Raw genomic sequence first — 24,235 nt, 5'->3', positions numbered from 1 at the left:
CCCGGCCAGCGTGCCGGCGATGGCGGCGCACTGCCGCACTGCGCTGCAGGCCCTGGGCGTGGCACCGCCCTACCGCGTGCTGGCGATGTCGCTCGGCGCGATGGTGGCGCTGGCCTGGGCCCACGCCCAGCCGCGCGAGCTGGCCGCTGCGGTGCTGATCAACACCAGCCTGCGGCCCTTCGGCGCCTTTCATCAGCGGCTGCGGCCGTCGCAGTACGCGACGCTGCTGCGGCTGGCGCTGAGCGACGCCGATGCGGCCGAATGGGAGCGCAGCATCCTGGCAATGACCAGCCGGCGCTGCTTCGAAGAGGCGGAACACGACGCGCTGCTGGGCGCGTGGACGGCGTGGCGGCGCGAGTGTCCGGTGTCGCGCGCCAATGCGCTGCGGCAGCTGCTCGCCGCCGCCCGCTTTCGTGCGCCGCCGCTGCGCCCTCCGGTGCCCTTGCTGGTGCTCGCGAGCGCACGCGATGCGCTGGTCGATCCGCACTGTTCGCGTCGGCTGGCGCAGGCATGGGCGCTACCGATCGCCGAGCATCCGACCGCAGGCCATGATCTGCCGCTCGACGACGGCCCGTGGGTCGCGCAGCAGGTCGAGCGGTTCGTGTGCACCTCGAAGGCGCTCTAGCGGCGCACTGGTGCGCGTCCGACAGCGACGCGGCGTGCCGTCTCACAACGCCTTGCGTCATTTGCTGCAGTGGGCGCGCCGCTCGCGGCGCACACTCGGTCGACAGGCGCTCGATCTCCCGGCGTCCCTTTCTCAGGAGCCGCGCCGTGCTGATCAAGATCGGGTTCGACATCGAGCTCTCCGTCGCGTCGCCGACGGCGCTCATCTACCTGCTGCACGTGCACCCCACGCGGCGCGACGATCTGGTGACGCCCGAGAACTTCTGGATCACGCCCTTCTTCGGCAACGACGAATACATCGACAGCTACGGCAACCACTGCGGGCGCGTCAACGTGCCGCCGGGCGTGGGCTCGGTGCGCTTCACCAACGACGCGGTGGTGCGCGATTCCGGCCTGCCCGACCCGGTGGCGGACGGTGCCTGGCAGCACGACCCGCGCGACCTGCCGTTGGCCACATTGCAGTTCCTGCTGCCCAGCCGCTACTGCGAGGTCGACAGCGAGCTGCTGAACTTCGCTTGGAACCAGTTCGGCCACACGCCGCTGGGCTGGCCCCGCGTGCAGGCCATCTGCGATTTCGTGCACGGGCACATCCGCTTCGATTACCAGAACGCTCGCGCGAACCGCACCGCCCTGGAGGGTTACCGCGAACGCACCGGCGTGTGCCGCGACTTCGCCCACCTGGCCGTCACGCTGTGCCGCTGCATGAACATCCCGGCGCGCTACGTCACCGGCTATCTCGGCGACATCGGCATCCCGCCGGTGCCCTGCCCGATGGATTTCAGCGCCTGGTTCGAGGCCTACCTCGGCGAGCAGTGGTACACCTTCGACGCCCGCCACAACCAGCCGCGCATCGGCCGCATCGTGATGGGCCGCGGCCGCGACGCCGGCGACGTGCCGATCACGATGGCCTTCGGGCAGAACCAGCTGCTGCGCTTCGAGGTGACGACCGAAGAGGTGTTCTGACCCGTCGGCCGCCCTGGCCTCAGGCCAGCACGCGCAGCAGCCAGCGGTTCAGGTCGGCGATCTCCTCGGGGCACACCGAGTGCGGCATCGGGTACTCGTGCCACTCCACCGCATAGCCCAGCGCCTGCAGCGCGTCGCGCGAGGCGGTGGCGCGCGGCAGCGGGATCACCGGGTCGGCGCGGCCGTGGGCCAGGAAGATCGGCACATCGGCGTTGGCCGCGCTGCGCTCGTCGGCGGTCACTGGCGCCAGCGGCAGGTAACCCGAGAGGCCGGCCAGGCCCGCGAGGCGCTCGCCGTGGCGCAGGCCGGTCAGCAGCGTCATCGCGCAGCCTTGCGAGAAGCCGGCCAGCACGATGCGCGAGCTGGGGATGCCGCGCGCGTTCTCGCGCTCGATCAGCGCACGCACCAGTTCCAGCGATGCACGCAGCCCGGCTTCGTCCTCGCGGCGCGGCCCGTCGGTGCCGAGGATGTCGTACCAGGCGCGCATCACGTAGCCACCGTTGATCGTGACCGGCCGCGTCGGCGCGTGCGGGAAGATGAAGCGCGCGCCGCCGACGGCGTCGAGGACGAGCTCCTCGCAGATCGGCACGAAGTCGTTGCCGTCGGCGCCCAGGCCGTGCAGCACGATGATGCTGGCGGCCGGTTGGTCGGTGGTCTGGATCTCGATGCAGTCGAGGGTCGTCATCAGCGGCTTTCGGTGGGTTCCCGGTGATCCTACCCGTGGCACGCCCGCGACCGAGGCTGCGTTACGCTCGCGCGCAACCACCGGAGTCCGTCATGCTCGTCTTGATCCTCGGCCTTGTTCTCTTTCTCGGCACGCACTCGGTGCGCATCTTTGCGGAGCCCTGGCGCACGCGCACGTTGGCGCGTGCGGGCGAGGCGCGCTGGAAGGCCGCCTATGCGGTGGTTTCGCTGATCGGCTTCGTGCTGCTGGCGTGGGGCTACGGCCTGGCGCGGCAGCAGCCGGTGCTGCTGTGGACGCCGCCGGTTGCGATGCGCCACATCGCCGCGCTGCTGACCCTGGTGTCCTTCGTGCTGCTGGCCGCCGCCTATGTGCCCGGCAATGGCCTCAAGGCGAAGCTGCGCCATCCGATGGTGCTGGGCGTCAAGGTCTGGGCTCTCGCGCACCTGCTGGCCAACGGCACGCTGGCCGATGTGCTGCTGTTCGGCGGCTTCCTGGTCTGGGCCGTGCTGTGCTTCCGTGCCGCGCGCGGCCGGGACCGCGCTACGGGGGTGGCCACCCCGCCCGGCCGCGCCGGGGCGACCGCGATCACCGTGGTGGTTGGTGCCGTGGCGTGGGCGGTGTTCGCGTTCTGGGCCCACGGTGCATGGATCGGCGTGCGGCCGTTCGGCTGACGCGGCAGCCGCTGCGCGGTGGGCTGCCTCGGACAGGCGCCCACAAAAAAGCCCGGCCGGAGCCGGGCTTCCGATGCGGTCACGAGGACCGGCAGCTCACTTGAGGTGGCTGTTGACGAGCTTGGTCATCTCGAACATGTCGGCCTTGGCCTTGCCGAAGACTTCCTTCAGCTTGGCGTCCGCGACGATCACGCGCTTCTGCACGGCGTCCTGCAGCTTGTGCTTCTTGATGTATTCCCAGATCTTCTTGGTCACATCGGTGCGCGGCAGCGGCTTGTCGCCGACGATCGCGGCCAGCGCAGCACTGGGCGTCAGGGCCTTCATGAAGGCGGCGTTCGGCGTGCGCTTCTTGGCCGGAGCGGCCTTCTTCGCGGGAGCCTTCTTGGCGGGCGCCGCCTTCTTGGCCGGAGCGGCCTTCTTCGCCGGTGCTGCCTTCTTGGCCGGAGCGGCCTTCTTTGCCGGCGCCTTCTTGGCGGCGGCCTTCTTCGCAGTTGCCATTTGAATCACTCCATCAAAAGTTGTTGATGTGCTGGGCCCCGGGCGATAGCCGCATGAGCTCTCATTCTCACAGCGACCCTGCGGCGCGAATGGTACTGCGCGTGTGCTGCATTGAGAAGCAGTTTGTCCATGGAAAACGCGCATTGCTGCGGGCTGGCGGCCCGTTCTGTCGCTGCCGGGCATCACTTGCGACGCTGCGAGTCATGATGCAACGCCGCATCGAACGCGCGGAACGAGGCGGCCGCGCCGCGATCGGAAGTCCCTTTTTTGAATGTTGACAATTCTATTGTGTGCAATTTAATTGTGAGATCGGCGCTAAAGTTCACCCATGGCCACGCACCGCACTCCGACCCGACCGTTGCTCGACAGCGCGGCGCGCGCGACGGCCCGTCGGCCGCTGCGGCGTGCGCTGCGCCGGCCGGTGGCGGCCGCACCTGCGCCTGCACTGGCGCTCGATGCGCAGCTGTGCTTTGCGCTCTACTCGGCCTCTCTCGCGATGACCAAGCGCTACCGGCCCCTGCTCGACGCCCTGGGGCTGACCTACCCGCAGTACCTGGTGATGCTGGCGCTGTGGGAACACGACGGATCGAGCGTCTCTTCGCTCGGCGAACGTCTGTTCCTCGACTCCGGCACGCTGACGCCGCTGCTCAAGCGGCTGCAGGCCGCCGGGTTGCTGACGCGCGAGCGCGCCACCGACGACGAGCGCCGTGTCGTCGTCACGCTGACACCTGCCGGCCGCACGCTGCGGCGGCGCGCGCTCGGGATCCCGGCGGCGCTGGCCGAAGCCGCCACCTGCTCGTCGGGCGAACTGGCCACGCTGACCGCGACGCTGCAGCAGCTGCGCGCGGCGCTCCACCACGACACCGAGGTTTCCGCCGCGGCCTGAACGACAGACAGAAGGCCGCATTCCACCCTCCGCTCCTGAAAGGACTGACCATGAACAAGATCGAGAACGTGCTCTACCGTGCCCAGGCCACCGCCACCGGCGGCCGCGAAGGCCGCGCCGTGTCGTCGGACAAGGTGCTCGACATCCAGCTGTCCACGCCGAAGGAACTGGGCGGGGGCGGCGGCCCGGGCACCAACCCCGAACAGCTGTTCGCTGCCGGCTACTCGGCCTGCTTCCTCGGTGCGATGAAGTTCGTCGCCGGCCAGAAGAAGCAGACGCTGCCGGCCGACACCACCGTGACCGGCAAGGTCGGCATCGGCCTGATCCCGCAGGCTTCGGCATCGAGGTCGACCTGGCGATCAGCATCCCCGGCATGGCCAAGGCCGACGCCGAGGCGCTGGTCGAGGCGGCGCACGGCGTGTGCCCGTATTCGAACGCCACGCGCGGCAACATCGAGGTGCGGTTGAGCGTGGTCTGACGCGGGCGGCATGCGCGCAGGAACCGCGGCTCGCCGTGTATCCTGCGCGCCATGAAGATCCTCGTCCGATGGCTGCTGCTGGCGGCCGCGCTGCTGCTGGTGGCCCATCTCTACCCGGGTGTCGTGGTGCAGAGCTTCGGCGCCGCGATGATCGCGGCGCTGGTGCTCGGCCTGTTCAACGCCGTGCTGCGCCCGCTGCTCGTGTTGCTGACCTTGCCGGTCACGCTGCTGACGCTCGGGCTGTTCCTGTTCGTCATCAACGCGCTGATGTTCTATTTCGCCGCCAGCGTGCTCGAAGGCTTCAGCGTGCGCGGCTTCGGTGCCGCCCTGATCGGCTCGCTGATCTACAGCGTGTGCGGGCTGGTGATCGACGCGGCGATGGAGCGGCTGTTCAGCCGGTGAAGCGCCGACGGGGCGCGCCGTCGCTCCGGCTCGCCGACCTCAAAGCTCGCCGCGTTCCTCGGCGATGATCTGTCGGCGCTGCAGCTCCAGTTCCCGCAACCGGGACTCGAGCACCGAAGCCTCGATGAAGTCGCTGCCGGTCGCCGTGCGGGCCAGCTTCTGCGCGGCGCGCAGCCGCTCGACGGCCCCTTGCACGTCGCCGACCACGGCGCGCGACTCGGCGTCTGCGCGCACCGCGCGCAGGCGCTGACCCAGGCGTTCCCACAGTTGCGCGGCGCTGCCCCACGCGAGCGCGTCCTGCCGGTGGACGGCCACCCAGGTCTGCAAGCGATCGACCGCCGCGCGCTGCATCTCGGGCGTGCTGCCCGGCAGCAGCGCGCGTTGCGCCTGCGCGAGCAGCAGCGTGCGTGAGTCCTGTCCTCCCGGCGCGGCCAGCAGGCTGCCGAGCACGCCATCGGCGCGCGCGCCATCGCTGCGCACCAGCAGGCCTTGCAGCGTCAACAGCGCCAAGGCATTCGTGGCGTCCTTGTCGCCATCCGCCAAGGGGCGCGCGGCGCTCAACGCCGCGTCGGCGCGCGAGAAATCGCGCCGCAGGATCGACGCCAGCGCGCTCCCGTACAGCGCCCCCAGCCGGTCGGCGGGCGTGGCGACGGTGGCCAGGGCGCGCTCGGTGTCGAAATCCTGGGCGCGCTGGAGCGCACTGTCGCGCGTGTCCATCAGCACCCGGGCGCGGGCCTGCATCAGCACGTGTAGCAGCGGCCGGGCCGGCGGCGCGGCATTGGCCACGCCGAGGCGCGAGCGGGCTTCGCCGATGCGCTCGGTGGTCAGCGGGTGGCTGCGCAGGTAGGGGTAGTTCTGGCTGTCGTTCAGGCGCGAGGCCTGCAGCAGCTTCTCGAACATCGCCGGCATGCCGGCCGGCGAGTAGCCGGCGCCGGTCAGCACGTTGAAGCCCACGCGGTCGGCCTCGCGCTCGGCGTCGCGCGAGTAGTTCAATTGGCCCTGCACGGCCACGGCCTGCCCGCCGGTGATCAGCGCATTGGCAGCCTCCGGGCTGCGGCTGGCCGCGAGCACGCCCAGGATCAGCCCGGCGATCCCCGCCAGCGAGGTGAGCTTGTTCGCGCCCACGCTGCGCGCAATGTGCCGCTGCGTCACGTGCGACAACTCGTGCGCCAGCACCGACGCCAGTTCGGCGGGCGTCGCCGTGATGGCCATCAGGCCCAGGTGCACGCCCATATAGCCGCCCGGCAGCGCGAAGGCATTCACCGTGCGGTCGCGCACGAGGAAGGCCTCCCACGCGAAGCGCTCGTCCAGCTCCGTCGGGATGTTGCCGCGCTCGCGCGACGACACGATGAGCGCGCTCATCATCGTCTGCACGTACTCGAGCAGGATCGGGTCGTCGAGGTAATCCGCATCGCGACGGATGTCGCGCATGATGCGATCGCCGATGCGGCGCTCGTTCGACACCGAAATGTCGTCGGACGCGCTGTCGCCCAGCGCCGGCAGGTTGTTGCGCGAGCTGCCGGGGTTGCCCTGGGCCACTGCCGCCGGCACCAGGCTCTGGGCCGTGAGGGCCAGGCTCAGGGCCAGCGGTAGAGCGCGCTGCCAGCGGCGTTGTCTTTCAGAAGCCATCGAAAGGGGCATAGCCCACCAGTTCGCCGCTGCCCGCGTCGAGCAATGCAACCCAGTCGGTGCGGCGCGCGAACAAGGGCAGGAACTTCAGTTGCTCATCGGTGCGGCCGGTCGCTTCGATGTACTTCTGCAACTCGGCCGATCGGTCGACGTGGCGCTTCCGCAGCTCGGAGAGAGGCTTTGCACTTTGAAGCAAAGCGGCCTTCGTTTCGGACGCCGGCAGCCAAAACTCCGGGCGCTGGCCGATATCGACGCCGGCCATGGCCTTCTCGATGGATTCGAGGCGCTCTGCATCCGTGGCTCGGCGCGCGGCCAGCACATGGGTCCCATGCCAAGGCAGTTCTCTGAACTCTGGCGGGGCTTTAGCGAGTGATGACGCATCAAGGTCTACGGCAGTGAGGACTCGAAGCCGATCGACTTCGAGGACCATGACCGCGGGGCGCGCGACGTAAACCGTATGCAACCCGTACAGCAGGCCCGCCATTTGTATAACACCGACGATGGCTAGATCGCGCCGCAGCTCGCGCCACGGCTTGCGGCGGTCGAACACCGCAAAAGTGATCAGCGGGCCCAGCACCACATCCACTGCCACGACGATGAAGAACAACTCGCGTCCGCCGGAGATCTCACGGAACGGCGTGGGGTACCAAAGCCCGAACACGAGTGCCGCAGCAAGGGCTGCGATCACCGCGCTCAAGCCGAGGTGGATGCCGGCAGCACGCAGCCGGTGACCGAACGCGAAGCGCTGCGCCGGGGGCGGTGAGGCGGGAGAAGGGAAAGTCTGGTCCATCGGGCAGGTCGGCGGCGGGTCTCGGGTGTGACCCTCGCGCAGCAAGGCAGTTCAGCAAGGCGTGCGTCTATGATGCCGCAGCCTTGTTTCCCATTGTTGCCGCAGCCATGAGCGTCACCCCCAAGTCATCTTCCCCGGCCAGCGGACTGACCCACTTCGACGCACAGGGCCAGGCCCACATGGTCGACGTGTCCGCCAAGGCGGCGACGCATCGGGTGGCGGTGGCCGAGGGCTGGATCCGCATGCTGCCGGCCACGCTGAAGGTCATTGCACAGGGCAGCGCGAAGAAGGGCGACGTGATCGGCATCGCGCGCATCGCAGCCATCCAGGCGGCGAAGCGCACGGCCGAACTGATTCCGCTGTGCCACCCGCTCCCGCTCACGCGAGTGGCCGCCGAGTTCGAGGTCGATGAGGCCGCAGTGCGCATTGCCTGCCGCGTGACGGCCGAGACGCTGGGGCCCACCGGCGTGGAGATGGAGGCGTTGACGGCCGTCCAGATCGGCCTGCTGACCATCTACGACATGTGCAAGGCCATCGACCGCGGCATGGTGATCGAGGGGGTGCGGCTGCTCGAGAAGCATGGCGGCAAGTCGGGCTCGTTCGTCGCCGATGCGGCGGGCTGACGGCGTCCCCCGGACTCAAGGCTCCAGATCGCGCCAGGTCAGCGCCACCGGCTCGGTTCGGCACTGGAGCGGCGGTGCCGGGTTGTCGGCCGTGCACTCCTTGAAGTAGGCCTGCGCGTCGTCGCGCCGGAACTCCCGCAGCCGCTGGGCTGCGTAGAGTGCCTCGGCATCGCGGCCATTGGCCTTCAGCGCCTCGATGTACGCGATGAGCAGACGCACGTCGACCAGGTGGTGCAGCGGACGGCGAAAGCTCGCAAGCGCCTGATCCTTCGGCTCGTTGGTCACGGCGGCATAGTCGGCGTGGTGGCCGAACAGCACGCTCTCGCGTCCGGCGGCGATGCGTTCCGCCAACGAGCCGGCACCGGCCGGCGGCGCGAAGATCACCTCGACGCGGCGGTGATCCCAGGCGGCATACGCGGCGCCGAGGATCATCAATGCTCCGGCCGCTCGAAGAAGACAGGTCGGCCACCGCGCCATGGCGGTGGCGGCTGCCGGACTCGCCGGCTCATTGCGATCGGAGGCCGGCTCCTTCGCCGGCGCCGACCCGAGAAACACGCCCAGCGCCCAGGCTGCCGGCAGCAGGAAGTAGGCGTACCACAGCGGGTACTCGAGCAGGCTGTGCATCCCCAGCACCACCAGCATCACGAAAGCCGCGCGCGCCGGATGGCCCGGCTGTTCGCCCGCCACCCGCCACGCCCCGCGTGCGCGCCACAGCGCCCAGCCGAACAGTCCCAGCACCAAGGCCGTGGCCGGCAGGCCGATCTCCACTGCCAATTGCAGCGGGAGGTTGTGCGTGTGATCGAAGAAGGCGACCGGCCGGTCCGGGAAAGGCGTGAAGGTCCACGCGAAGTTGAAGTTGCCCCAGCCGACGCCGGTCCACGGGTTCTGTGCCACCAGCACCAGTGCATTGCGCCAGATGGCGAAACGCGAGCTGCTGATGTCACTGTGCGACTGCAGCCGCTCGACCGCATAGAAGTGTGCGTGCTGCCATTCGGCGTACTCCGCCAGGCCCGCCCAGCAGACGAGGTAGGCCAGCGGCGTCAGCGCGAGCGTCCAGCGTGCGGCGCGCGGCAACGAGCGGTCGACCACCGCCCACAGCAGCAGCACGCCGAGCGACAGCGCCCCGGTGCGCGAGGCGCTCAGCGCCACCGCCAGCACCATCGCGAAGAGCGACGCGGCGGCCCACGGTGCGCGCAGGCGACCGGCCTGCCACAGCCAGGCCGTCATGACCATCGCGCACAACAGCGCGGTGGCCAAATGGTTGGGTTGGCGCATGTTGCCCACGGCGCGGCCGGGCGAGGTGTTGATGGCAACGAGCAAGCCATCCGCGATTGATGGTGCGAAGTATTGGACGAGTGCAACGATGACACACAGCATCCCCGCAAGACTCCAACCAAACGCGAAGGCGCTGTTGACCGAAGAGCTTGTCTTGGCTGCTGCAATCCACAGGACTACAAAAGTAGATGCCAACACCGCCAGATCACTCAGGCTCGCACCATCAAGCAATTTGCTTGATGCAATGTATGCACCCAACACCACTAGCCAGCCGGTACCCACCGACAGGAACTCAACGCTAGGCTGTTGTACGGTGCGACCCCGAATGAATGGCAGCAGGCCAGCGAATGCTAGAGCCAACAATTGATTCGCGAGTACCGCGTCCGGTGTGCCAGGCCATGAGGCGAGCAGGGGTAAGACGATGCTGCCAGTCAGCAGAAGCCTCGCAATCGGTTGTGTATTCATGCTCTCCACAGAAATGACAGAGCCGCAGACTCTCCAATCAAACATCGACTAAGCAAGGGCTGCATAACCGGCCGGCCGGCTGCTTGCATGACCTGAGCCAGTGACCGTCAACCCGAAGACCGGAATGAAGCAGCTGGGTCTGAATCTGTCGACAGATGAATGGCCGCTCCGCTGATGGTCACGCCGTGAAGCTGGAACATGCGCTTGGTGACCCTGTACCCGATTCAGTACCGTTATTCGAATACCAGTTGCGCCTTTCGGGTTATGCATACAGAAAACAAAAAAGGACGCCGCGGCGTCCTTTCAAAAAATCGAAGAACTGAATATCAAGCGCGGCATTCTGCGGGAGCATACTTCCCAAGCAGCGTAGGAGCGCCAACTGCGCCAGTCTTGCCAGCGGCAAAGCATGTCCAAACCATTGGGCCGGTTGGGACGGTTCCTGCAGCGAGTGCCGCACCGTTGGATTGCGGGTTGAGCGTGAGCGTGCCGTTGCCCGCACGAGCCGTCGTCGTAACCGTAATCAAACCAGTCCCCGAAGCAATCGTCACGGAAGTGATATTCGGAGTGCCAATCGGATTGACGCAGTTGCCGGCTGCTGCACACGTGGTTGCAGCACCGGTCCGGTACCCTGCGCCTAGACCACCGTTAGCCGCGGGCGTCCCATTCGCAGCGTTGTCGGCGACAACAACTTTCGCCTCTGACGCAAGTGACAGTCCTTCAGAGACACGCGAGCGAATTGTGTAGTCCTGATAAGCCGGCAGCGCAACCGCCGCCAGGATGCCGATGATCGCCACGACGATCATCAGTCGATGAGGGTGAAACCCTTCTGAATGTGCTTCTTCATGATCTGAACTCTCCTTGAGCGGTTGAACCGGGTGATAGACGTGGTTCGAAAGGCAGGCTCCGTGCCAAGCGGCGGACTCGCCTGAACGTGAGCTAAACCACGGAGCGTTTGCGCATCGCGGTGAAAGTGGGACAGATCGCGTCACATCGAACGCTGAATCGAGGAACCGTGGCCGTCCGATATCGACACTTTTGGTCGCATCGTGACGCTGCGATCTACAGCGTGAACACCAAGCCCTTCACCAACGGCTCCACCCGGTGCGCCGTGTCGATGGCCCGGATTTGCGCCACCACCGCCGCCACCTCGCCGGGCTTGGGGTGGGTGATGTGCACCGGCACGCTGCCGTCCAGCTGGGCCAGTTCGGTGGCCAGGCTGCTGGGCGCCAGGTGGCCGCTCAGGTCGGCGAGCCAGCGTTCGTCGTCGCCGAAGGCGGTCTCGATGATGAGGTGGGCAATGCGCCGGCCCTTCAGGGCGGCCCACAGTGCGGGGTTGGGGCCGGTGTCGCCGCTGTAGACCCACCAGCCCTCGTCGCTGTCGACGGCGAAGCCGCAGGCCGGGACGGTGTGCGATGCGGGCAGCACCTCCACGCGCCGCTCGGCATCGCCGTGGCCGAAGCGCAGGGTGTCGCCAATGGCGAAGGGCAGCAGCCGGATGATCGGGTAAGCGGCGCTCGGGATGCTGGTGAAGTCGGGCCAGAGCTGGCCGTTGAAGAGGTGGGCGCGCAATGCCGCCAGCGTCTCGGGCAGGCCGTGCACGCGGATCGGTCCGCGCTCGGGCTGCGCCAGCCGCAGCTTCATCACGCTGTCGGCGAGCAGCGGGATGGCCAGCACGTGGTCGAGATGGGAATGCGAGACGAGGATGTCGTCCACGCGGGCCATCGCATCGAGAGCCATGTCGCCCACGCCGGTGCCGGCGTCGATCAGCACGTTGTCGTCGAGCAGGAAGGCGGTGGTGCGGCTGCCCGAGGCGATGGAGCCGGAGCAGCCGAGCACCTGCAGGCGCACGGGGGAGTGGCTCATGGGGTCAGCCCCGGCAACGCGGCGGTGTCAGGATCAAGGAAACGAAGAACGTCACGCTCGCATGGTGCCGCCGGGCCGAACGGCGGGCAAGCGACCCGCCGTGCGATGCCTCACGGCTCGGCGGCCGGCGCGACGGGGGGTGTCGCAAAGTGATCACGCTGCGGCATTAATGCCTGCAGCGGCGCCTCGGCCCGCCGAGGCGCCGGGACCTTCCCGTTCAGTCCTGCACGAACTGCATCTGGGTGCCGGCGAGTTCGATCACATCGCCGTTCTTCAGGTGCACGGGGTCGCTGCTGACCTCGCTGCCGTTGACGGTGGGGCGGCTGCCGCCCTCGACGTGGGCGAACACGTAGCCGCCTGGGCGCTTGGTGATGGAGGCGACCTGCACGCCGGGCTTGCCGACGGTCGTGACCACCTTGGTGAGCGCCACCTCGCGGCCGACCGCAGCGCCATTGAGCACCTTGATCGACGCCGAGCTGGTGCCGGTGAGCGTCGCGAAGTTGGTGTTGCTCATCGGCGCGGTGTGCTGGAAGTTCGGCGCCGTGGCCGCCGCACCCGGCTTGATGATCATGGTCTTCTCGTAGTCCGAGCTTTCGACGCTCAGGTACTTGATCTTGTACTTGCCGATCTCGACGGTGTCGTTGTGCTGCAGCAGCTGCTTCTTCACGGCCTTGCCGTTGATGTAGGTGCCGTTGGTGCTGTTGAGGTCTTCGATGAAGACGTCCTGGCCCACCATCTGCAGCACGGCGTGCTCGCCGCTGACGGCCAGGTTGTCGATCACGATGTCGTTGTAGGGCCGGCGACCGAGGGTCGTCTTGTCCTTGGTGAGCTGGACTTCCTTGATGACGACCCCGTCCAGCGATACGACCAGCTTGCCCATGCGTGACCCCGTGCGTCTGACTTCTGATGTGGTGGAACCCGGCGACCTGCTGCGCGCCTGAATGTCCGGGCGCTGCCCCTCAGCGGCGGAACGGCCACCAGGCCCGCGATACCGGCGCGGTGCCCGAAGCGCGCACCAGAATGACCGAGATGTTATCCCGTCCGCCAGCGTCGTTGGCTGCCTGTACCAGCGCCTGAGCGGCCTGCGGCAAAGAGTCGTGCTGGCGCAACACGGCGGCGATCTGCTCGTCGTCGATCATGTCCGACAGGCCGTCGGAGCAGAGCAGGATCCAGTCGCCGGGCTGGGTCTGGTGCAGGTGGGTCTCCAGCAGCACGGTGTCCTCGACGCCGACCGCCCGCGTGACCAGGTTCTTGTTGTTCGACGCAGCGGCCTGTTCGGGCGTGATCAATCCGGCATCGAGCTGCTCCTGCAGCAGGGAGTGATCGCGGGTGATCTGCGACAGCTCGCCTTCGCGCCAGCGGTAGCCGCGCGAATCGCCGATGTGCCCGAGCAGCAGCCGTGCGTCTCTCAGCACGGCCACCACGAGCGTGGTGCCCATGCCGGCGTACTGCGGGTTGGAGTTGGCGGCGTTGAAGATCGCGCGGTTGGCGTTGTCGACGCAGATGTCCATGGCGCGCCGCACGTCGGTGTCGGTGGCCTGGGCACTGGCCTCGCTGAGCCAGCGGCCGAGTTCGGCCTTGATGAAGCTGGTGGCCATGCTGCTGGCCACCTCGCCGGCGTTGTAGCCGCCCATGCCGTCGGCCAGGACTGCCAGGCAGGCGGCTTCGTCGATCACCACCGCGTCTTCGTTGTTGTTGCGCGATCGGCCGGTGTCCGTGGCACTGACGAACTCGAAACGCAGGGCGGAGGGGGTCGGGAGCGTGGGCATCGGAAAGCGACTGAGCGCGCCAGTGCGCGCGAACACTAGGGATTGTGCCCGGCTTCTGGCGCCCCGGGCACCGGCCGGGCGTCGCCGGGCACCGCGTCGACGGGGGGTGCCGCCGGTTCCCGCGCCTGTTCACGCCACTGGACCAGCACCGTATGCAGATCGGTGGCCATCGCGTCGCCATCGGCATAGCGGATCTCCGGGCGCTTCTCCAGCGCCAGGGCCACGATGTCGGCCAGCGCCGCGGGCAGTTCGGGGCGCAGCGTGCGCACGTCGGGCGCCACGTCGTTGGCGATCGATCGGATCAGCTCGGCCATCGACTCCGGCCGGTGCGGCAGCGCGCCCGTCAGCAGCTGGAACAGCGTGACGCCGAGGGCGTAGAGGTCGCTGCGCCCGTCGACCCGGGCGCCCGCCATCTGCTCCGGCGACATGAACGACGGCGTTCCCAGCACGATGCCGGTGCGCGTCTGCGTCGAGTCGATGATGCGGGCGATGCCGAAGTCGGTGACCTTGACCATGCCGCTCTTGAGTTCGACCATGATGTTGGCCGGCTTGATGTCGCGATGGGTCACGCCCTGACGGTGGGCATGGGCCAGCGCCTGCGCCACGCGGGCGATGATGCCCAGCACCGCGGGCACCGGCAGCAGCCGGCCGGGTTGGGTGAACTCGCTGAGATCGCGCCCGCTCAGCAGCTCCATCGCGATGTAGGCGGTGCCGTCCTGCTCGCCGGCCTCGCGGACCGACACGATGTCGGGGTGGTGCAGTCGGCCGGCCATCTCGGCCTCGCGGAAGAAGCGCTCGCGGGCGTCGGTCAGTGCGTCGCCGTGGAATTCGCGGCCGAGCGCCATGGTCTTGAGGGCCACCGCTTCGCCGGTGCGCTCGTCACGGCACAGCAGCACGGCGCCCATCGCGCCGTGGCCGATGTCGCGCTCCACCACGTAGGGCCCGATGCGGCGCTGTTGCGCGTCCAGGACGCGCGGATCGAGCACGGTGTCGGCCACCGTGTCGTGCTGTGTGCTGACGAAGTTGAAGCCCGGCGCCCGGTCCGGCCGGCGCTTCGTCGGTGTCGCCCTTTGCCGGTAACGCCAAAGCCACAGCAGGCCCACCGCGGCTGCCGCGCCCAGCGCCAGCCCCCACCCAGAAGAGGCCCGTCATGCCGCGCGTGCTGCGGCGGCAGGCGCCGGCGGGCAGGCGGTCTCAGGGCGGCAGTGCGGTGCGCGGAGGCGGAAAAGAGGCGTCGCGGCGAGGGAGATGGTCGGTGCCATCGCCGAACGTTAGCAGGCCTCGCGCGACTTCAGGTGCTCGGCGCCGGCGTGCGGCCTCGCGCCACCCACTTGCCGATCGCCAGCACCAGCAGCGCGCCGGAAATGCCGGCGGCGTACTTGAGGGTGTCGGTCTGAGCGATCAGGTGCGTGACGCCGGGGTCGGTGACGGCCATCGTCCCGGCGATCCAGCCCAGCAGCATGCCGCCGACCGTGATGATGATCGGGAAGCGGTCCATCAGCTTGAGCACCAGCTGGCTGCCCCAGACGATGATGGGGATGCTGACCAGCAGGCCGAAGATCACCAGCGGCATCTTGTGGTCGCCACCGGCGCTTTCGGCCGCTCCGGCGATCGCGATGACGTTGTCGATGCTCATCACCAGGTCGGCGACGATCACGGTCTTGACGGCGCTCCACAGCTTGTCGCTGCCCTGGATGTTGCCGTGGCCGTCCTCATGGTCCGGCGCGAGCAGCTTGACGCCGATCCACACCAGCAGCACGGCCCCCACCAGTTTCAGGTAGGGGATGGCGAGCAGCGTCAGCGCGAAGAAGATCAGGATGACGCGCAGCAGGATGGCGCCGGCGGTGCCCCACAGGATGCCCTTGGTGCGCTGTGCCGCCGGCAGCTGGCGGCACGCCAGCGCGATGACCACTGCGTTGTCGCCACCTAGCACGATGTCGATCAGGATGATCTGTCCGACCGCGACCCAGAAGTCCGGGGTCATGAACTGTTCCATCTGGCTTCCTTCTGCTGCGCTGTGCGGGCCGTGCCCACGGTCCTCGGGCAGTGTAGAGGCCCCTCACCCCGGCGCGGCTTGCGGAGACTACGCATGCGGACGACCGCTTGGCACCGGTAACGAACAAGGCCGCCCGAGGGCGGCCTTGCAGGCGGGGTCGGTGCGCCGTGCGGCGCGCGGCCCTGCGGTCAGAGCAGGCCCTTGAGCAGCTTGCCCATCTCCGACGGGTTGCGGGTAACCGTGAAGCCGCATTCCTCCATGATCGCCAGCTTGGCGTCAGCCGTGTCGGCGCCGCCCGAGATCAACGCGCCGGCATGGCCCATGCGCTTGCCCGGGGGGGCCGTCACGCCAGCGATGAAGCCGACGATCGGCTTCTTCATGTTGGCCTTGCACCATTGCGCGGCCTCGGCCTCGTCGGGGCCGCCGATCTCGCCGATCATGATCACCGCGTCGGTGTCCGGATCGTCGTTGAAGGCCTTCATCACGTCGATGTGCTTGAGGCCGTTGATCGGGTCGCCGCCGATGCCCACCGCGCTCGACTGACCCAGGCCGATCTCGGTCAGCTGCGCCACCGCTTCGTAGGTCAGCGTGCCGGAGCGACTGACCACGCCGATGCGGCCCTTGCGGTGGATGTGGCCCGGCATGATGCCGATCTTGATCTCCTCGGGCGTGATCAGGCCCGGGCAGTTGGGGCCGAGCAGCAGCGTCTTCTTGCCGCCGGCGGCCTCCTTGGCCTTCATCTTGTTGCGCACCACCAGCATGTCCTTCACGGGGATGCCTTCGGTGATGCAGATCGCCAGGTCCAGGTCGGCCTCGACCGCCTCCCAGATCGCCGCGGCGGCGCCGGCCGGCGGCACGTAGATCACGCTGACGGTCGCGCCGGTCTGGGCCTTGGCGTCCTTGACGCTGGCGTAGATCGGGATGCCCTCGAAGTCCTCGCCGGCCTTCTTCGGGTTGACGCCGGCGACGAAGCAGTTCTTGCCGTTGGCGTAGTCGCGGCAGCCGCGGGTGTGGAACTGACCGGTCTTGCCCGTGATGCCCTGGGTGATGACCTTGGTGTTCTTGTTGATCAGAATGCTCATGTTCGGTGTCCTTCGAGGGCTCAGGCGACGGCGGCGACAACCTTGGTGGCCGCTTCGGCCATGGTGTCGGCGGCGATGATCGGCAGACCGGAGTCGGCCAGGATCTTCTTGCCCAGGTCTTCGTTGGTGCCCTTCATGCGCACCACCAGCGGCACCTTCAGGCCGACCGCACGCGAGGCGGTGACCACGCCGTCCGCGATCGTGTCGCAGCGCATGATGCCGCCGAAGATGTTGACCAGGATGGCCTTGACCTCGGGGTTCTTCAGCATGATCTTGAAGGCCTCGGTGACCTTCTCGGCCGTCGCGCCGCCGCCGACATCAAGGAAGTTGGCCGGCTCGCCGCCGAACAGCTTGATGGTGTCCATCGTCGCCATCGCCAGGCCGGCGCCGTTGACCAGACAGCCGATGTTGCCATCGAGCTGGATGTAGGCGAGGTCGAACTTGCTGGCCTCGATCTCGGCCGGGTCTTCCTCGTCGAGGTCGCGGTAGGCGACGATCTCCGGGTGGCGGAACAGGGCGTTCGCATCGAAGTTGAACTTCGCGTCGAGCGCGATCAGGTTGCCCTTGCTGTCGCAGTTCAGCGGATTGATCTCGACCAGCGAGGCGTCCGTCTCCATGTAGCAGCGGTACAGGTTCTGCAGCAGCGTCACCGCCTGGGCGTGCGAGGCCTCCGGCAGGCCCACCGCGGCGGCAATCTTCTTCGCCTGCGCGTCGCCCAGGCCGGTCAGCGGATCGATCACCTCTGTGATGATCTTCTCGGGGGTGCTGTGCGCGACCTCCTCGATGTCCATGCCGCCTTCGCTCGAGGCGATCAGGGCTACCTTCTGCGTCGCGCGGTCGGTCACCAGCGAGACGTAATATTCCTTCTTGATGTCCGCGCCTTCCTCGATGTACAGGCGCCGCACCTTCTGGCCCTCGGGGCCGGTCTGGTGGGTCTTGAGCTGCATGCCCAGGATCTGGCCCGACAGTGCCTTCACCTCGTCCAGGCTCTTGCCGAGCTTCACGCCGCCGCCCTTGCCGCGGCCTCCTGCGTGGATCTGCGCCTTCACGACCCACACCGGGCCGCCGAGCTTCTGGGCGGCCTCGACGGCCTCCTGCACGGTGAACGCCGGATAGCCGCGGGGTACCGGAACGCCGAACTGGCGCAGGATCTCTTTGCCTTGGTATTCGTGGATCTTCATGGTCGCGCTGGATTCGAGGTGGGTGGTTCGAGTCGAAGAAGTCGGACGGTTCGGCGCCCGCCCGCGGGCGGCACGGCGCGGGTGGCACGCCGGGAAAAGCCGATCGACTTTAGCATGCTGCATTGCACCAAGAACTCCACGGGAACCCTTGATGACACGCGACTGACGCCCGGCGTTGCTACCATCGACCTCCCCGCTGTCCGCCCCTCCTTGCACACCATGAGCACCCGCCCGGCCCGCATCTTCATCGACGGCGAAGCCGGCACGACCGGACTCGGCATCCGCGAGCGACTGGCCGGGACGGACGGGATCGAGCTCGTCAGCATCGACCCCGCTCGCCGCAAGGACGCCGGTGCGAAGCGCGAGCTGATGGCCGGCGTGGATCTGGTGGTGCTGTGCCTGCATGACGATGCCGCGCGCGAATCGGTGGCGCTGGCCGACAGCTTGCCGGGCGGGGGGCCGAAGATTGTCGACGCCAGTACGGCCCATCGCGTGGCGTCTGGCTGGGTCTATGGATTTCCGGAGTTGCTGCCGGCGCAAGCGGCCGCCGTTGCGGCATCGCGCCGCGTGGCCAACCCTGGGTGCTATCCGACCGGCGGCATCGCGTTGCTGCGCCCTTTGGTCGATGCGGGTTTGCTGCCGACAGACTATCCGGTAGCCGTGCACGCTGTGAGTGGTTACTCCGGGGGCGGAAGAACAATGATCGAGGCTTATGAGGCCGGTGACGCCCCATCCTTCGAGCTTTACGGCCTTGGCCTCGAACACAAGCACTTGCCTGAACTGCAGCAGTACAGCCGGCTGGAGCGTCGACCGATCTTCGTGCCCAGCGTCGGCAACTTCCGCCAGGGCATGCTGGTGCAGGTGGCGTTGCACCTCGATCTGCTGAACGGGCGGCCGAAGCCGGCCGACCTCGAGGCGGCGTTGCGGGCACGCTATGCCGGTCAGCCATGGGTCCAGGTGGTGACGGCCGAGCCGGGCGGCAAGATCGAGGCCGAGGCGCTGAACGACAGCAACCGGCTGGAGTTGCGGGTCTACGGCAACGAGGATCGCGGCCAGGCCGTGCTCGTGGCACGGCTCGACAACCTGGGCAAGGGCGCGTCGGGCGCCGCGGTGCAGAACATCGCGCTGATGCTCGGCGTGTGATTGGCTCAGTCTTCGCGCCCAGCTGACTTCACCACGCGGCCCACCGTTTCCGAGCTGAAGCCTCGGGCGCTCAGAAAACGCATCTGCCGCGCTCGATCGGCGGCATCGACGGCCGGCGTGCCGAAACGCTTGGCCCATACCGCACGGGCGCGGGCGAGTTCGCTGTCCTTGAGTTGTTGCGCGGTCTCTGCGTCGAGAGCCATGCCGTGCTGCGCGAGTTCCCGGTGGATGCGCAGATTGCCGAAGCGCCCCTCGCGGGCGCTCACGCGGGTCTCGATGAAGCGGTCGGCGCTGAGCAGGTCCTTCGCCGCGAGCCAGTCGAGCAGGTCGTCGACCTCCTGCTCGGTCGGCAGCGCCGGCGCAGGGGCGTCGGCCGACAGCGGCGATGACCCCGCCGCCCTGCGCTGCCGATCGACGTGTGACAGCAACTTGCGTCGCAGCTCGATGCGGCTGTGCTCGCGCTGCGCAAGATAGGTCAGCGCCTTGGCCTTCAGGGTGGGCGCGGGACGGACCACGAGACGCCTCCGTCGGCCGCGAGCCCGCGGAGCTTCCCCCGCCTCAGGCGCCGGCAGCCGCCTGCTTGGTGCCCTTGGGGACTTCGATCTCGATGCTGGGCAGCAGCGCCACGCCCAGCGATTCACGAATCTTGTTCTCGATCTCGTGGGCCAGTTCAGGGTTCTCGCGCAGGAACTCGCGGCTGTTGTCCTTGCCTTGGCCGATCTTCTCGCCGTTGTAGGCGTACCAGGCGCCCGACTTGTCGATCACCTTGGCGATGACGCCCAGGTCGATGATCTCGCCCTCGCGTGACACGCCCTCGCCGAACAGGATGTCGAACTCGGCGGTCTTGAATGGCGGGGAGACCTTGTTCTTGACGACCTTGACCTTGGTCTCGTTGCCGATCACTTCTTCGCCACGCTTGATGCTGCCGATGCGGCGGATGTCGAGCCGCACCGAGGCATAGAACTTCAGCGCGTTACCGCCGGTGGTGGTTTCGGGTGAGCCGAACATCACGCCGATCTTCATGCGGATCTGGTTGATGAAGATCACCATGCAGTTCGACTTCTTGATCGTCGCGGTGAGCTTGCGCAGCGCCTGGCTCATCAGCCGTGCCTGCAGGCCGGGCAGGGAGTCGCCCATCTCGCCTTCGAGTTCAGCCTTGGGCGTGAGCGCCGCGACCGAGTCGACAACGATCAGATCGACCGAGCCGGAGCGCACCAGCGCGTCGACGATCTCGAGCGCTTGCTCGCCGGTGTCGGGCTGGGAGATCAGCAGCTCCTGCAGGTTGACCCCCAGTTTCTGGGCGTACTGCGAGTCGAGCGCATGCTCGGCATCGATGAAGGCGCAGGTGCCGGCCAGCTTCTGCATCTCGGCGATGACCTGCAGGGTGAGCGTGGTCTTGCCCGAGGACTCGGGACCGTAGATCTCGATGACGCGTCCGCGCGGCAGGCCGCCGACGCCGAGGGCGATGTCCAGGCCCAGCGAGCCGGTGGACACCACCTCGATGTCATCGATGACCTCGCCTTCGCCGAGGCGCATGATCGTGCCCTTGCCGAACTGCTTCTCGATCTGCGCGAGCGCAGCCTGCAGGGCCTTGGCCTTTTCGGTGTTCAATGTCTTGACGCTTGCATCCATGCTGAGCCTCCGGTTTGCTCGGGATTATGGTCGAAACTGGTTATTTGTACAGTAGTTTTTGGCTCTTCCGAAGCCCCTCCCTACAATGAACCCGGCGCTGACCACAACGAAACCCATGCGCCGCCGAGGGAGACACGTCCATGAGGATCCTCATCGCCGAAGACGACCAGGTGCTGGCCGACGGTCTGTTGCGCACCTTGCGCAAGGGTGGCTATGCGGTGGATCAGGTCGGAAGCGGCAGCGAGGCCGATGCGGCGCTGGCCGACCACGAGTTCGACCTGGTGATCCTCGATCTCGGACTGCCCAAGCTGCACGGCCTGGAGGTGCTGCGCAAGATGCGCGCGCGCGGCACCGTGACGCCAGTGCTGATCCTGACCGCGGCCGACAGCGTGGAGCAGCGCGTGAAGGGGCTGGACCTGGGGGCCGACGACTACATGGCCAAGCCCTTCGCGCTGCAGGAACTGGAGGCGCGCGTGCGAGCGCTGACGCGGCGTGGCCTGGGCACCGCCTCGGCCATCATCAAGCACGGCCCGCTGTCGTTCGATGCAACTGGGCGCGTGGCCTACCTGAACGACCAGATGATCGAGCTGTCGGCTCGCGAGCTCTCGCTGCTCGAGGTGCTGCTGCAGCGTGCCGGCCGGCTGGTCAGCAAGGATCAGCTGGTCGAGCGCCTGTGCGAATGGGGCGACGAGGTCAGCAACAACGCGATCGAGGTCTACATCCACCGCCTGCGCAAGAAGATCGAGCAGGGCCCGGTGCGCATCGCCACCGTGCGCGGCCTGGGCTACTGCCTCGAGAAGATCGCGGGCTGAGCCGGCATGCTGCGCGGCGCGCGCCTTCGGGCATGAACACGCTGCGCGGACAACGCTCGCTGTTCGGCGAGATCCTCGACTGGATGCTCGCGCCGCTGCTGTTGCTGTGGCCGATGAGTGTCGCGCTGACCTGGCTGGTCGCCCAGAACATCGCCAACCGTCCCTACGATCGCGCGCTCGGCGAGATGGCGAGGGCGCTGTCGCAGCAGGTAAGCGTCGACCAGGGCCGCGTTGCGTTCGCTCTGCCGCCCGGAGCCGATCAACTGCTGCGGGCCGACGAGGCGGACCAGATCTACTTCCAGGTGCTGGGCGCGCGGGGCGAGTATGTGGGTGGCGATCACACGCTGCCGGTCCCGCGCGAGGACGACGTGGCGGCGGTCGGAGAGGTCCGCTATCGCGACGACGAGGTGCACAACGAGGCCGTGCGCGTGGCCTACCTGTGGGTGGCGATGCCCGCCGCGCCGCGGATTCCCGGCGCCACCTCGCCGGCGCTGGTGCAGGTGGCCGAAACCCTGGGCAAGCGCTCGCAGCTGGCCACCGAGATCATCAAGGGCGTGATCCTGCCGCAGTTCGTGATCCTGCCGCTCGCGGTGCTGCTGGTGTGGCTGGCACTGGCGCGCGGCATCGCGCCGCTCAACGAGCTGCAGCAGCGCATCCGCCGCCGTGCGGCTGATGACCTGAGCCCGATCGACGAGATGGAGGCGCCGGAGGAGGTGTCGCCGCTGGTGCGAGCCATCAACGACCTGCTGGAGCGCCTGGACCGCTCGCTGGCGACGCAGCGGCGCTTTCTCGCCGATGCCGCCCACCAGCTCAAGACGCCGCTGGCCGGCCTGCGCACCCAGGCCGAGATCGCGCAGCGCGAGATCGACGCGGGTGAACGCGAGCCCGAGGCGCTGAAGCGCTCGCTGCAGCAGATCGCGCTGTCGAGCCAGCGGGCCGCGCACATGGTCAACCAGTTGCTGGCGATGGCGCGCGCCGAGGACCGCGAACTCGCCGCCCGCGTGGCCGAGGTCCGGCTGGCGAGGCTGGCAACGGAGACCGTCCGCGACTTCGTGCCGCGCGCGCTCGAGAAGCGCATCGACCTCGGCTACGAGGGACCGGGCGCCGACGGCGAGACGGCCGAGCCGCAGCGCAGCAGCGTGCTCGGCCATGCGCTGCTGCTGCGCGAGATGATCCGCAACCTGGTCGACAACGCCCTGCACTACACCCCTCCCGGAGGCACGGTGACGGTGAGGGTCGTCAGCGACCCGTTCGGCCAGGTCGTGGTGCTGCAGGTCGAGGATTCCGGCCCCGGCATCCCCGCGGCGGAGCGTGAACTGGTGTTCCAGCCCTTCTACCGCGCCCTGGGGACCGATGTCGATGGCTCGGGCCTGGGCCTGGCGATCGTCGCCGAGATCGCTCGACAGCACGGTGCTACGTTGACGCTGGACGACACCCGCGAAGGCCCCGTGCCTGAAGGCAGCAGCCCCGGCGCGCGCTTCACCGTGCGCTTCGCCGCCTGGCCGGCCGACCGTCTGCCGCGTGCCGCGCCTCTTGCCAGCGGGACGGCCAACCCGGCTTAGTCCCGGCCGACGCCAAGGAGGGTTGTTTGCTGCAATGCAGCATTCGTCGGGGCGCCGGCGTAGACTGGACGCCAGCCGGGAGATGCCATGCCAGAGTCGCCGTCACACCCGAACAACCGCTCGCCCGCCGCACCGCGCCGCGTCGATCTTGCTCTGCAGGGTGGAGGGTCCCACGGTGCCTTCACCTGGGGCGTGCTCGACCGGCTGCTCGAGGACGACGCGGTCGAGATCTCCGCGATCTCGGGCACCAGTGCCGGCGCGCTCAACGCCGCCGTGCTGGCGACGGGACATGCCCGTGGCGGCCGCGCCGGCGCGCGCGCGGCACTCACGGCCTTCTGGCACGACGTCAGCACCAGCAGCCAGATCTTCTCGCCGTTCTCGCTGAGCCAAGCCAGTGCGGCCGGCAGCAGCTTCAACTTCGACAAGCTGCCGAGCTACCAGTGGCTCAACAGCTTCTTTCGCGCCTTCAGCCCCTATGAGTTCAACCCGCTGAACCTGAACCCGCTGCGCGACGTGGCCCGGCGGCATGTCGACGAGGACGCGCTGCGGCGTTGCGACATCCCGCTGTTCATCACGGCTACCAGCGTGCGCAGCGGCCAGGCCCACGTCTTCACCGGCAAGGACCTGTCGATCGATGCGCTGCTGGCCTCCGCCTGCCTGCCGTTCATCTTCCAGGCCGTGACGATCGACGGGGAGGCCTACTGGGATGGCGGCTACACCGGCAACCCGGCGATCTACCCGCTGATCTACAACACCGAGACGCTCGACATCCTGCTGGTGAAGATCAACCCGCTGCAGCACGAGGGGACGCCGACCCGCAGTGTCGAGATCATCGACCGCCTGTCCGAGATCACCTTCAACGCCAGCCTGGTGGCCGAGATGCGCGCGATCGCCTTCGTGTCGCGCCTGGTGCGCGAGGGCCGGCTGGAGGCCGGCCACTACAAGGACCTGCGCCTGCACATGATCGCCGACGACGAAGGCCTGGCGCCGTTCAACGCGAGCAGCAAGTTCAACACCGACCGGGTGTTCCTCGACGGCTTGTTCGAGCTCGGGCGTCGGGCCGCGGACCAGTGGCTGAAGAAGCATGGCGACGACATCGGCGTGCGCTCGACGCTGGATGTGGAGCGCAGCTTCCTCGAGAAGCCGGCCCGCAACGGCCAGCGCCGCGCGCCCCGCCCGCGCGCGGTGCGGCCTCCGGCAGCGCCG

General features: G+C 68.1%; 25 protein-coding genes and 1 pseudogene. 11 read left to right on the top strand and 15 right to left on the bottom strand.

The features are described 5' to 3' along the window. Positions 1–625 (top strand): alpha/beta fold hydrolase (locus Y694_RS10695; protein WP_036232260.1); only part of this gene is annotated, 625 nt, incomplete at its 5' end. A 146-nt stretch (positions 626–771) separates the two neighbouring features. Further along, positions 772–1,587 (top strand): transglutaminase family protein, encoded by an 816-nt coding sequence (locus Y694_RS10690; protein ID WP_036232239.1) that lies wholly within the window; start codon positions 772–774, stop codon positions 1,585–1,587. 19 nt (positions 1,588–1,606) lie between these two features. On the opposite strand, the gene Y694_RS10685 is transcribed toward Y694_RS10690, so the two are convergent. Further along, entirely contained in the window at positions 1,607–2,272 is a 666-nt protein-coding gene (locus Y694_RS10685) for an alpha/beta hydrolase (RefSeq protein WP_036232236.1), read from the bottom strand. Between the two features lie 92 nt (positions 2,273–2,364). Here Y694_RS10685 and Y694_RS10680 point away from each other — a divergent pair, with 92 nt between their 5' ends. Beyond that, entirely contained in the window at positions 2,365–2,943 is a 579-nt protein-coding gene (locus tag Y694_RS10680; RefSeq protein WP_036232234.1) for an NnrU family protein, read from the top strand. Between the two features lie 96 nt (positions 2,944–3,039). Here the strand turns inward: Y694_RS10680 and Y694_RS10675 are convergent, their stop codons facing one another. Beyond that, positions 3,040–3,441 carry an SWIB/MDM2 domain-containing protein gene (locus tag Y694_RS10675; protein WP_011827657.1) on the bottom strand — a complete coding sequence of 134 codons (402 nt, stop codon included), beginning with the start codon at positions 3,439–3,441 and terminating at the stop codon, positions 3,040–3,042. A gap of 328 nt (positions 3,442–3,769) precedes the next feature. Here Y694_RS10675 and Y694_RS10670 point away from each other — a divergent pair, with 328 nt between their 5' ends. The 3 genes and pseudogenes from Y694_RS10670 to Y694_RS10660 all read left to right on the top strand — a co-directional run bounded on the left by Y694_RS10670 (position 3,770) and on the right by Y694_RS10660 (position 5,207). Further along, entirely contained in the window at positions 3,770–4,327 is a 558-nt protein-coding gene (locus Y694_RS10670; protein ID WP_011827658.1) for a MarR family winged helix-turn-helix transcriptional regulator, read from the top strand. Between the two features lie 50 nt (positions 4,328–4,377). Continuing rightward, a pseudogene (locus tag Y694_RS10665) lies at positions 4,378–4,805 on the top strand (organic hydroperoxide resistance protein). A 51-nt stretch (positions 4,806–4,856) separates the two neighbouring features. Then, positions 4,857–5,207 (top strand): phage holin family protein, encoded by a 351-nt coding sequence (locus tag Y694_RS10660; RefSeq protein ID WP_036232232.1) that lies wholly within the window; start codon positions 4,857–4,859, stop codon positions 5,205–5,207. Between the two features lie 39 nt (positions 5,208–5,246). Here Y694_RS10660 and Y694_RS10655 read toward each other — a convergent pair whose 3' ends face one another. Both Y694_RS10655 and tfpZ read right to left on the bottom strand, forming a co-directional pair. Beyond that, entirely contained in the window at positions 5,247–6,836 is a 1,590-nt protein-coding gene (locus Y694_RS10655) for a M48 family metalloprotease (protein ID WP_231497630.1), read from the bottom strand. Continuing rightward, entirely contained in the window at positions 6,826–7,626 is an 801-nt protein-coding gene (gene tfpZ / locus Y694_RS10650; protein WP_231497629.1) for a TfpX/TfpZ family type IV pilin accessory protein, read from the bottom strand. The genes Y694_RS10655 and tfpZ overlap by 11 nt, the downstream gene beginning before the upstream one ends. Positions 7,627–7,733: 107 nt before the next feature. Between tfpZ and moaC the strand changes: the two genes are divergently transcribed. Beyond that, entirely contained in the window at positions 7,734–8,249 is a 516-nt protein-coding gene (moaC, locus tag Y694_RS10645) for a cyclic pyranopterin monophosphate synthase MoaC (RefSeq protein ID WP_036232228.1), read from the top strand. A gap of 15 nt (positions 8,250–8,264) precedes the next feature. Here the strand turns inward: moaC and Y694_RS10640 are convergent, their stop codons facing one another. The 9 genes from Y694_RS10640 to sucC form a co-directional block, all read right to left on the bottom strand. Beyond that, on the bottom strand, positions 8,265–10,034 hold the full coding sequence (locus Y694_RS10640; protein WP_081771257.1) for a PglL family O-oligosaccharyltransferase: 1,770 nt from the start codon (positions 10,032–10,034) through the stop codon (positions 8,265–8,267). Positions 10,035–10,315: 281 nt separating this feature from the next. Then, on the bottom strand, positions 10,316–10,792 hold the full coding sequence (locus Y694_RS23320; RefSeq protein ID WP_036232226.1) for a pilin: 477 nt from the start codon (positions 10,790–10,792) through the stop codon (positions 10,316–10,318). 256 nt (positions 10,793–11,048) lie between these two features. Then, on the bottom strand, positions 11,049–11,852 hold the full coding sequence (locus Y694_RS10630) for a 3',5'-cyclic-nucleotide phosphodiesterase (protein ID WP_081782218.1): 804 nt from the start codon (positions 11,850–11,852) through the stop codon (positions 11,049–11,051). A gap of 217 nt (positions 11,853–12,069) precedes the next feature. Continuing rightward, complete coding sequence (locus tag Y694_RS10625) at positions 12,070–12,732, bottom strand: FHA domain-containing protein (protein ID WP_036232225.1); 663 nt, start codon at positions 12,730–12,732, stop codon at positions 12,070–12,072. A 79-nt stretch (positions 12,733–12,811) separates the two neighbouring features. Beyond that, positions 12,812–13,621 (bottom strand): Stp1/IreP family PP2C-type Ser/Thr phosphatase, encoded by an 810-nt coding sequence (locus Y694_RS10620; RefSeq protein WP_081771259.1) that lies wholly within the window; start codon positions 13,619–13,621, stop codon positions 12,812–12,814. A gap of 35 nt (positions 13,622–13,656) precedes the next feature. Then, on the bottom strand, positions 13,657–14,724 hold the full coding sequence (locus Y694_RS10615) for a serine/threonine-protein kinase (RefSeq protein ID WP_310732223.1): 1,068 nt from the start codon (positions 14,722–14,724) through the stop codon (positions 13,657–13,659). A 188-nt stretch (positions 14,725–14,912) separates the two neighbouring features. After that, positions 14,913–15,617 carry a TerC family protein gene (locus Y694_RS10610; protein ID WP_036232220.1) on the bottom strand — a complete coding sequence of 235 codons (705 nt, stop codon included), beginning with the start codon at positions 15,615–15,617 and terminating at the stop codon, positions 14,913–14,915. Positions 15,618–15,805: 188 nt separating this feature from the next. After that, entirely contained in the window at positions 15,806–16,699 is an 894-nt protein-coding gene (gene sucD / locus Y694_RS10605; protein WP_036232217.1) for a succinate--CoA ligase subunit alpha, read from the bottom strand. 20 nt (positions 16,700–16,719) lie between these two features. Next, positions 16,720–17,880 carry an ADP-forming succinate--CoA ligase subunit beta gene (sucC, locus tag Y694_RS10600; protein ID WP_036232214.1) on the bottom strand — a complete coding sequence of 387 codons (1,161 nt, stop codon included), beginning with the start codon at positions 17,878–17,880 and terminating at the stop codon, positions 16,720–16,722. Between the two features lie 219 nt (positions 17,881–18,099). Between sucC and argC the strand changes: the two genes are divergently transcribed. After that, positions 18,100–19,023, top strand: a complete 924-nt coding sequence (argC, locus tag Y694_RS10595; protein WP_011827674.1) for an N-acetyl-gamma-glutamyl-phosphate reductase — start codon at positions 18,100–18,102, stop codon at positions 19,021–19,023. A gap of 5 nt (positions 19,024–19,028) precedes the next feature. Here argC and Y694_RS10590 read toward each other — a convergent pair whose 3' ends face one another. Beyond that, positions 19,029–19,538, bottom strand: a complete 510-nt coding sequence (locus tag Y694_RS10590; RefSeq protein WP_011827675.1) for a RecX family transcriptional regulator — start codon at positions 19,536–19,538, stop codon at positions 19,029–19,031. Positions 19,539–19,581: 43 nt separating this feature from the next. Next, positions 19,582–20,655, bottom strand: a complete 1,074-nt coding sequence (gene recA, locus Y694_RS10585) for a recombinase RecA (RefSeq protein WP_011827676.1) — start codon at positions 20,653–20,655, stop codon at positions 19,582–19,584. Between the two features lie 140 nt (positions 20,656–20,795). Between recA and Y694_RS10580 the strand changes: the two genes are divergently transcribed. The 3 genes from Y694_RS10580 to Y694_RS10570 all read left to right on the top strand — a co-directional run. Next, positions 20,796–21,467, top strand: coding sequence for a response regulator transcription factor (locus Y694_RS10580; RefSeq protein ID WP_011827677.1), 672 nt, complete (start codon positions 20,796–20,798; stop codon positions 21,465–21,467). A 32-nt stretch (positions 21,468–21,499) separates the two neighbouring features. Continuing rightward, the gene (locus tag Y694_RS10575) at positions 21,500–23,029 is read left to right on the top strand and encodes a sensor histidine kinase (protein ID WP_011827678.1); all 1,530 of its coding nucleotides are present in this window, start codon (positions 21,500–21,502) and stop codon (positions 23,027–23,029) included. 87 nt (positions 23,030–23,116) lie between these two features. Continuing rightward, a partial coding sequence (locus tag Y694_RS10570; protein ID WP_051495698.1) for a patatin-like phospholipase family protein occupies positions 23,117–24,235 on the top strand: 1,119 nt, incomplete at its 3' end.

It is taken from the genome of Methylibium sp. T29-B, from assembly GCF_000576225.1.
Taxonomy (GTDB): Bacteria; Pseudomonadota; Gammaproteobacteria; order Burkholderiales; family Burkholderiaceae_C; genus Methylibium; species Methylibium petroleiphilum.
The sequence above is the reverse complement of the archived record's forward strand: the minus strand, read 5'-3'. Positions and strand labels throughout refer to the sequence as shown.

Bases quoted from the DNA above. Each gene is read 5' to 3' on its own strand.
- Y694_RS10685 (WP_036232236.1), bottom strand. From the start codon at position 2,272: ATGACGACCCTCGACTGCATCGAGATCCAGACCACCGACCAACCGGCC.
- Y694_RS10680 (WP_036232234.1), top strand. From the start codon at position 2,365: ATGCTCGTCTTGATCCTCGGCCTTGTTCTCTTTCTCGGCACGCACTCG.
- Y694_RS10675 (WP_011827657.1), bottom strand. From the start codon at position 3,441: ATGGCAACTGCGAAGAAGGCCGCCGCCAAGAAGGCGCCGGCAAAGAAG.
- Y694_RS10670 (WP_011827658.1), top strand. From the start codon at position 3,770: ATGGCCACGCACCGCACTCCGACCCGACCGTTGCTCGACAGCGCGGCG.
- Y694_RS10660 (WP_036232232.1), top strand. From the start codon at position 4,857: ATGAAGATCCTCGTCCGATGGCTGCTGCTGGCGGCCGCGCTGCTGCTG.
- Y694_RS10655 (WP_231497630.1), bottom strand. From the start codon at position 6,836: ATGGCTTCTGAAAGACAACGCCGCTGGCAGCGCGCTCTACCGCTGGCC.
- tfpZ (WP_231497629.1), bottom strand. From the start codon at position 7,626: ATGGACCAGACTTTCCCTTCTCCCGCCTCACCGCCCCCGGCGCAGCGC.
- moaC (WP_036232228.1), top strand. From the start codon at position 7,734: ATGAGCGTCACCCCCAAGTCATCTTCCCCGGCCAGCGGACTGACCCAC.
- Y694_RS10640 (WP_081771257.1), bottom strand. From the start codon at position 10,034: ATGTTTGATTGGAGAGTCTGCGGCTCTGTCATTTCTGTGGAGAGCATG.
- Y694_RS23320 (WP_036232226.1), bottom strand. From the start codon at position 10,792: ATGATCGTCGTGGCGATCATCGGCATCCTGGCGGCGGTTGCGCTGCCG.
- Y694_RS10630 (WP_081782218.1), bottom strand. From the start codon at position 11,852: ATGAGCCACTCCCCCGTGCGCCTGCAGGTGCTCGGCTGCTCCGGCTCC.
- Y694_RS10625 (WP_036232225.1), bottom strand. From the start codon at position 12,732: ATGGGCAAGCTGGTCGTATCGCTGGACGGGGTCGTCATCAAGGAAGTC.
- Y694_RS10620 (WP_081771259.1), bottom strand. From the start codon at position 13,621: ATGCCCACGCTCCCGACCCCCTCCGCCCTGCGTTTCGAGTTCGTCAGT.
- Y694_RS10610 (WP_036232220.1), bottom strand. From the start codon at position 15,617: ATGGAACAGTTCATGACCCCGGACTTCTGGGTCGCGGTCGGACAGATC.
- sucD (WP_036232217.1), bottom strand. From the start codon at position 16,699: ATGAGCATTCTGATCAACAAGAACACCAAGGTCATCACCCAGGGCATC.
- sucC (WP_036232214.1), bottom strand. From the start codon at position 17,880: ATGAAGATCCACGAATACCAAGGCAAAGAGATCCTGCGCCAGTTCGGC.
- argC (WP_011827674.1), top strand. From the start codon at position 18,100: ATGAGCACCCGCCCGGCCCGCATCTTCATCGACGGCGAAGCCGGCACG.
- recA (WP_011827676.1), bottom strand. From the start codon at position 20,655: ATGGATGCAAGCGTCAAGACATTGAACACCGAAAAGGCCAAGGCCCTG.
- Y694_RS10580 (WP_011827677.1), top strand. From the start codon at position 20,796: ATGAGGATCCTCATCGCCGAAGACGACCAGGTGCTGGCCGACGGTCTG.
- Y694_RS10575 (WP_011827678.1), top strand. From the start codon at position 21,500: ATGAACACGCTGCGCGGACAACGCTCGCTGTTCGGCGAGATCCTCGAC.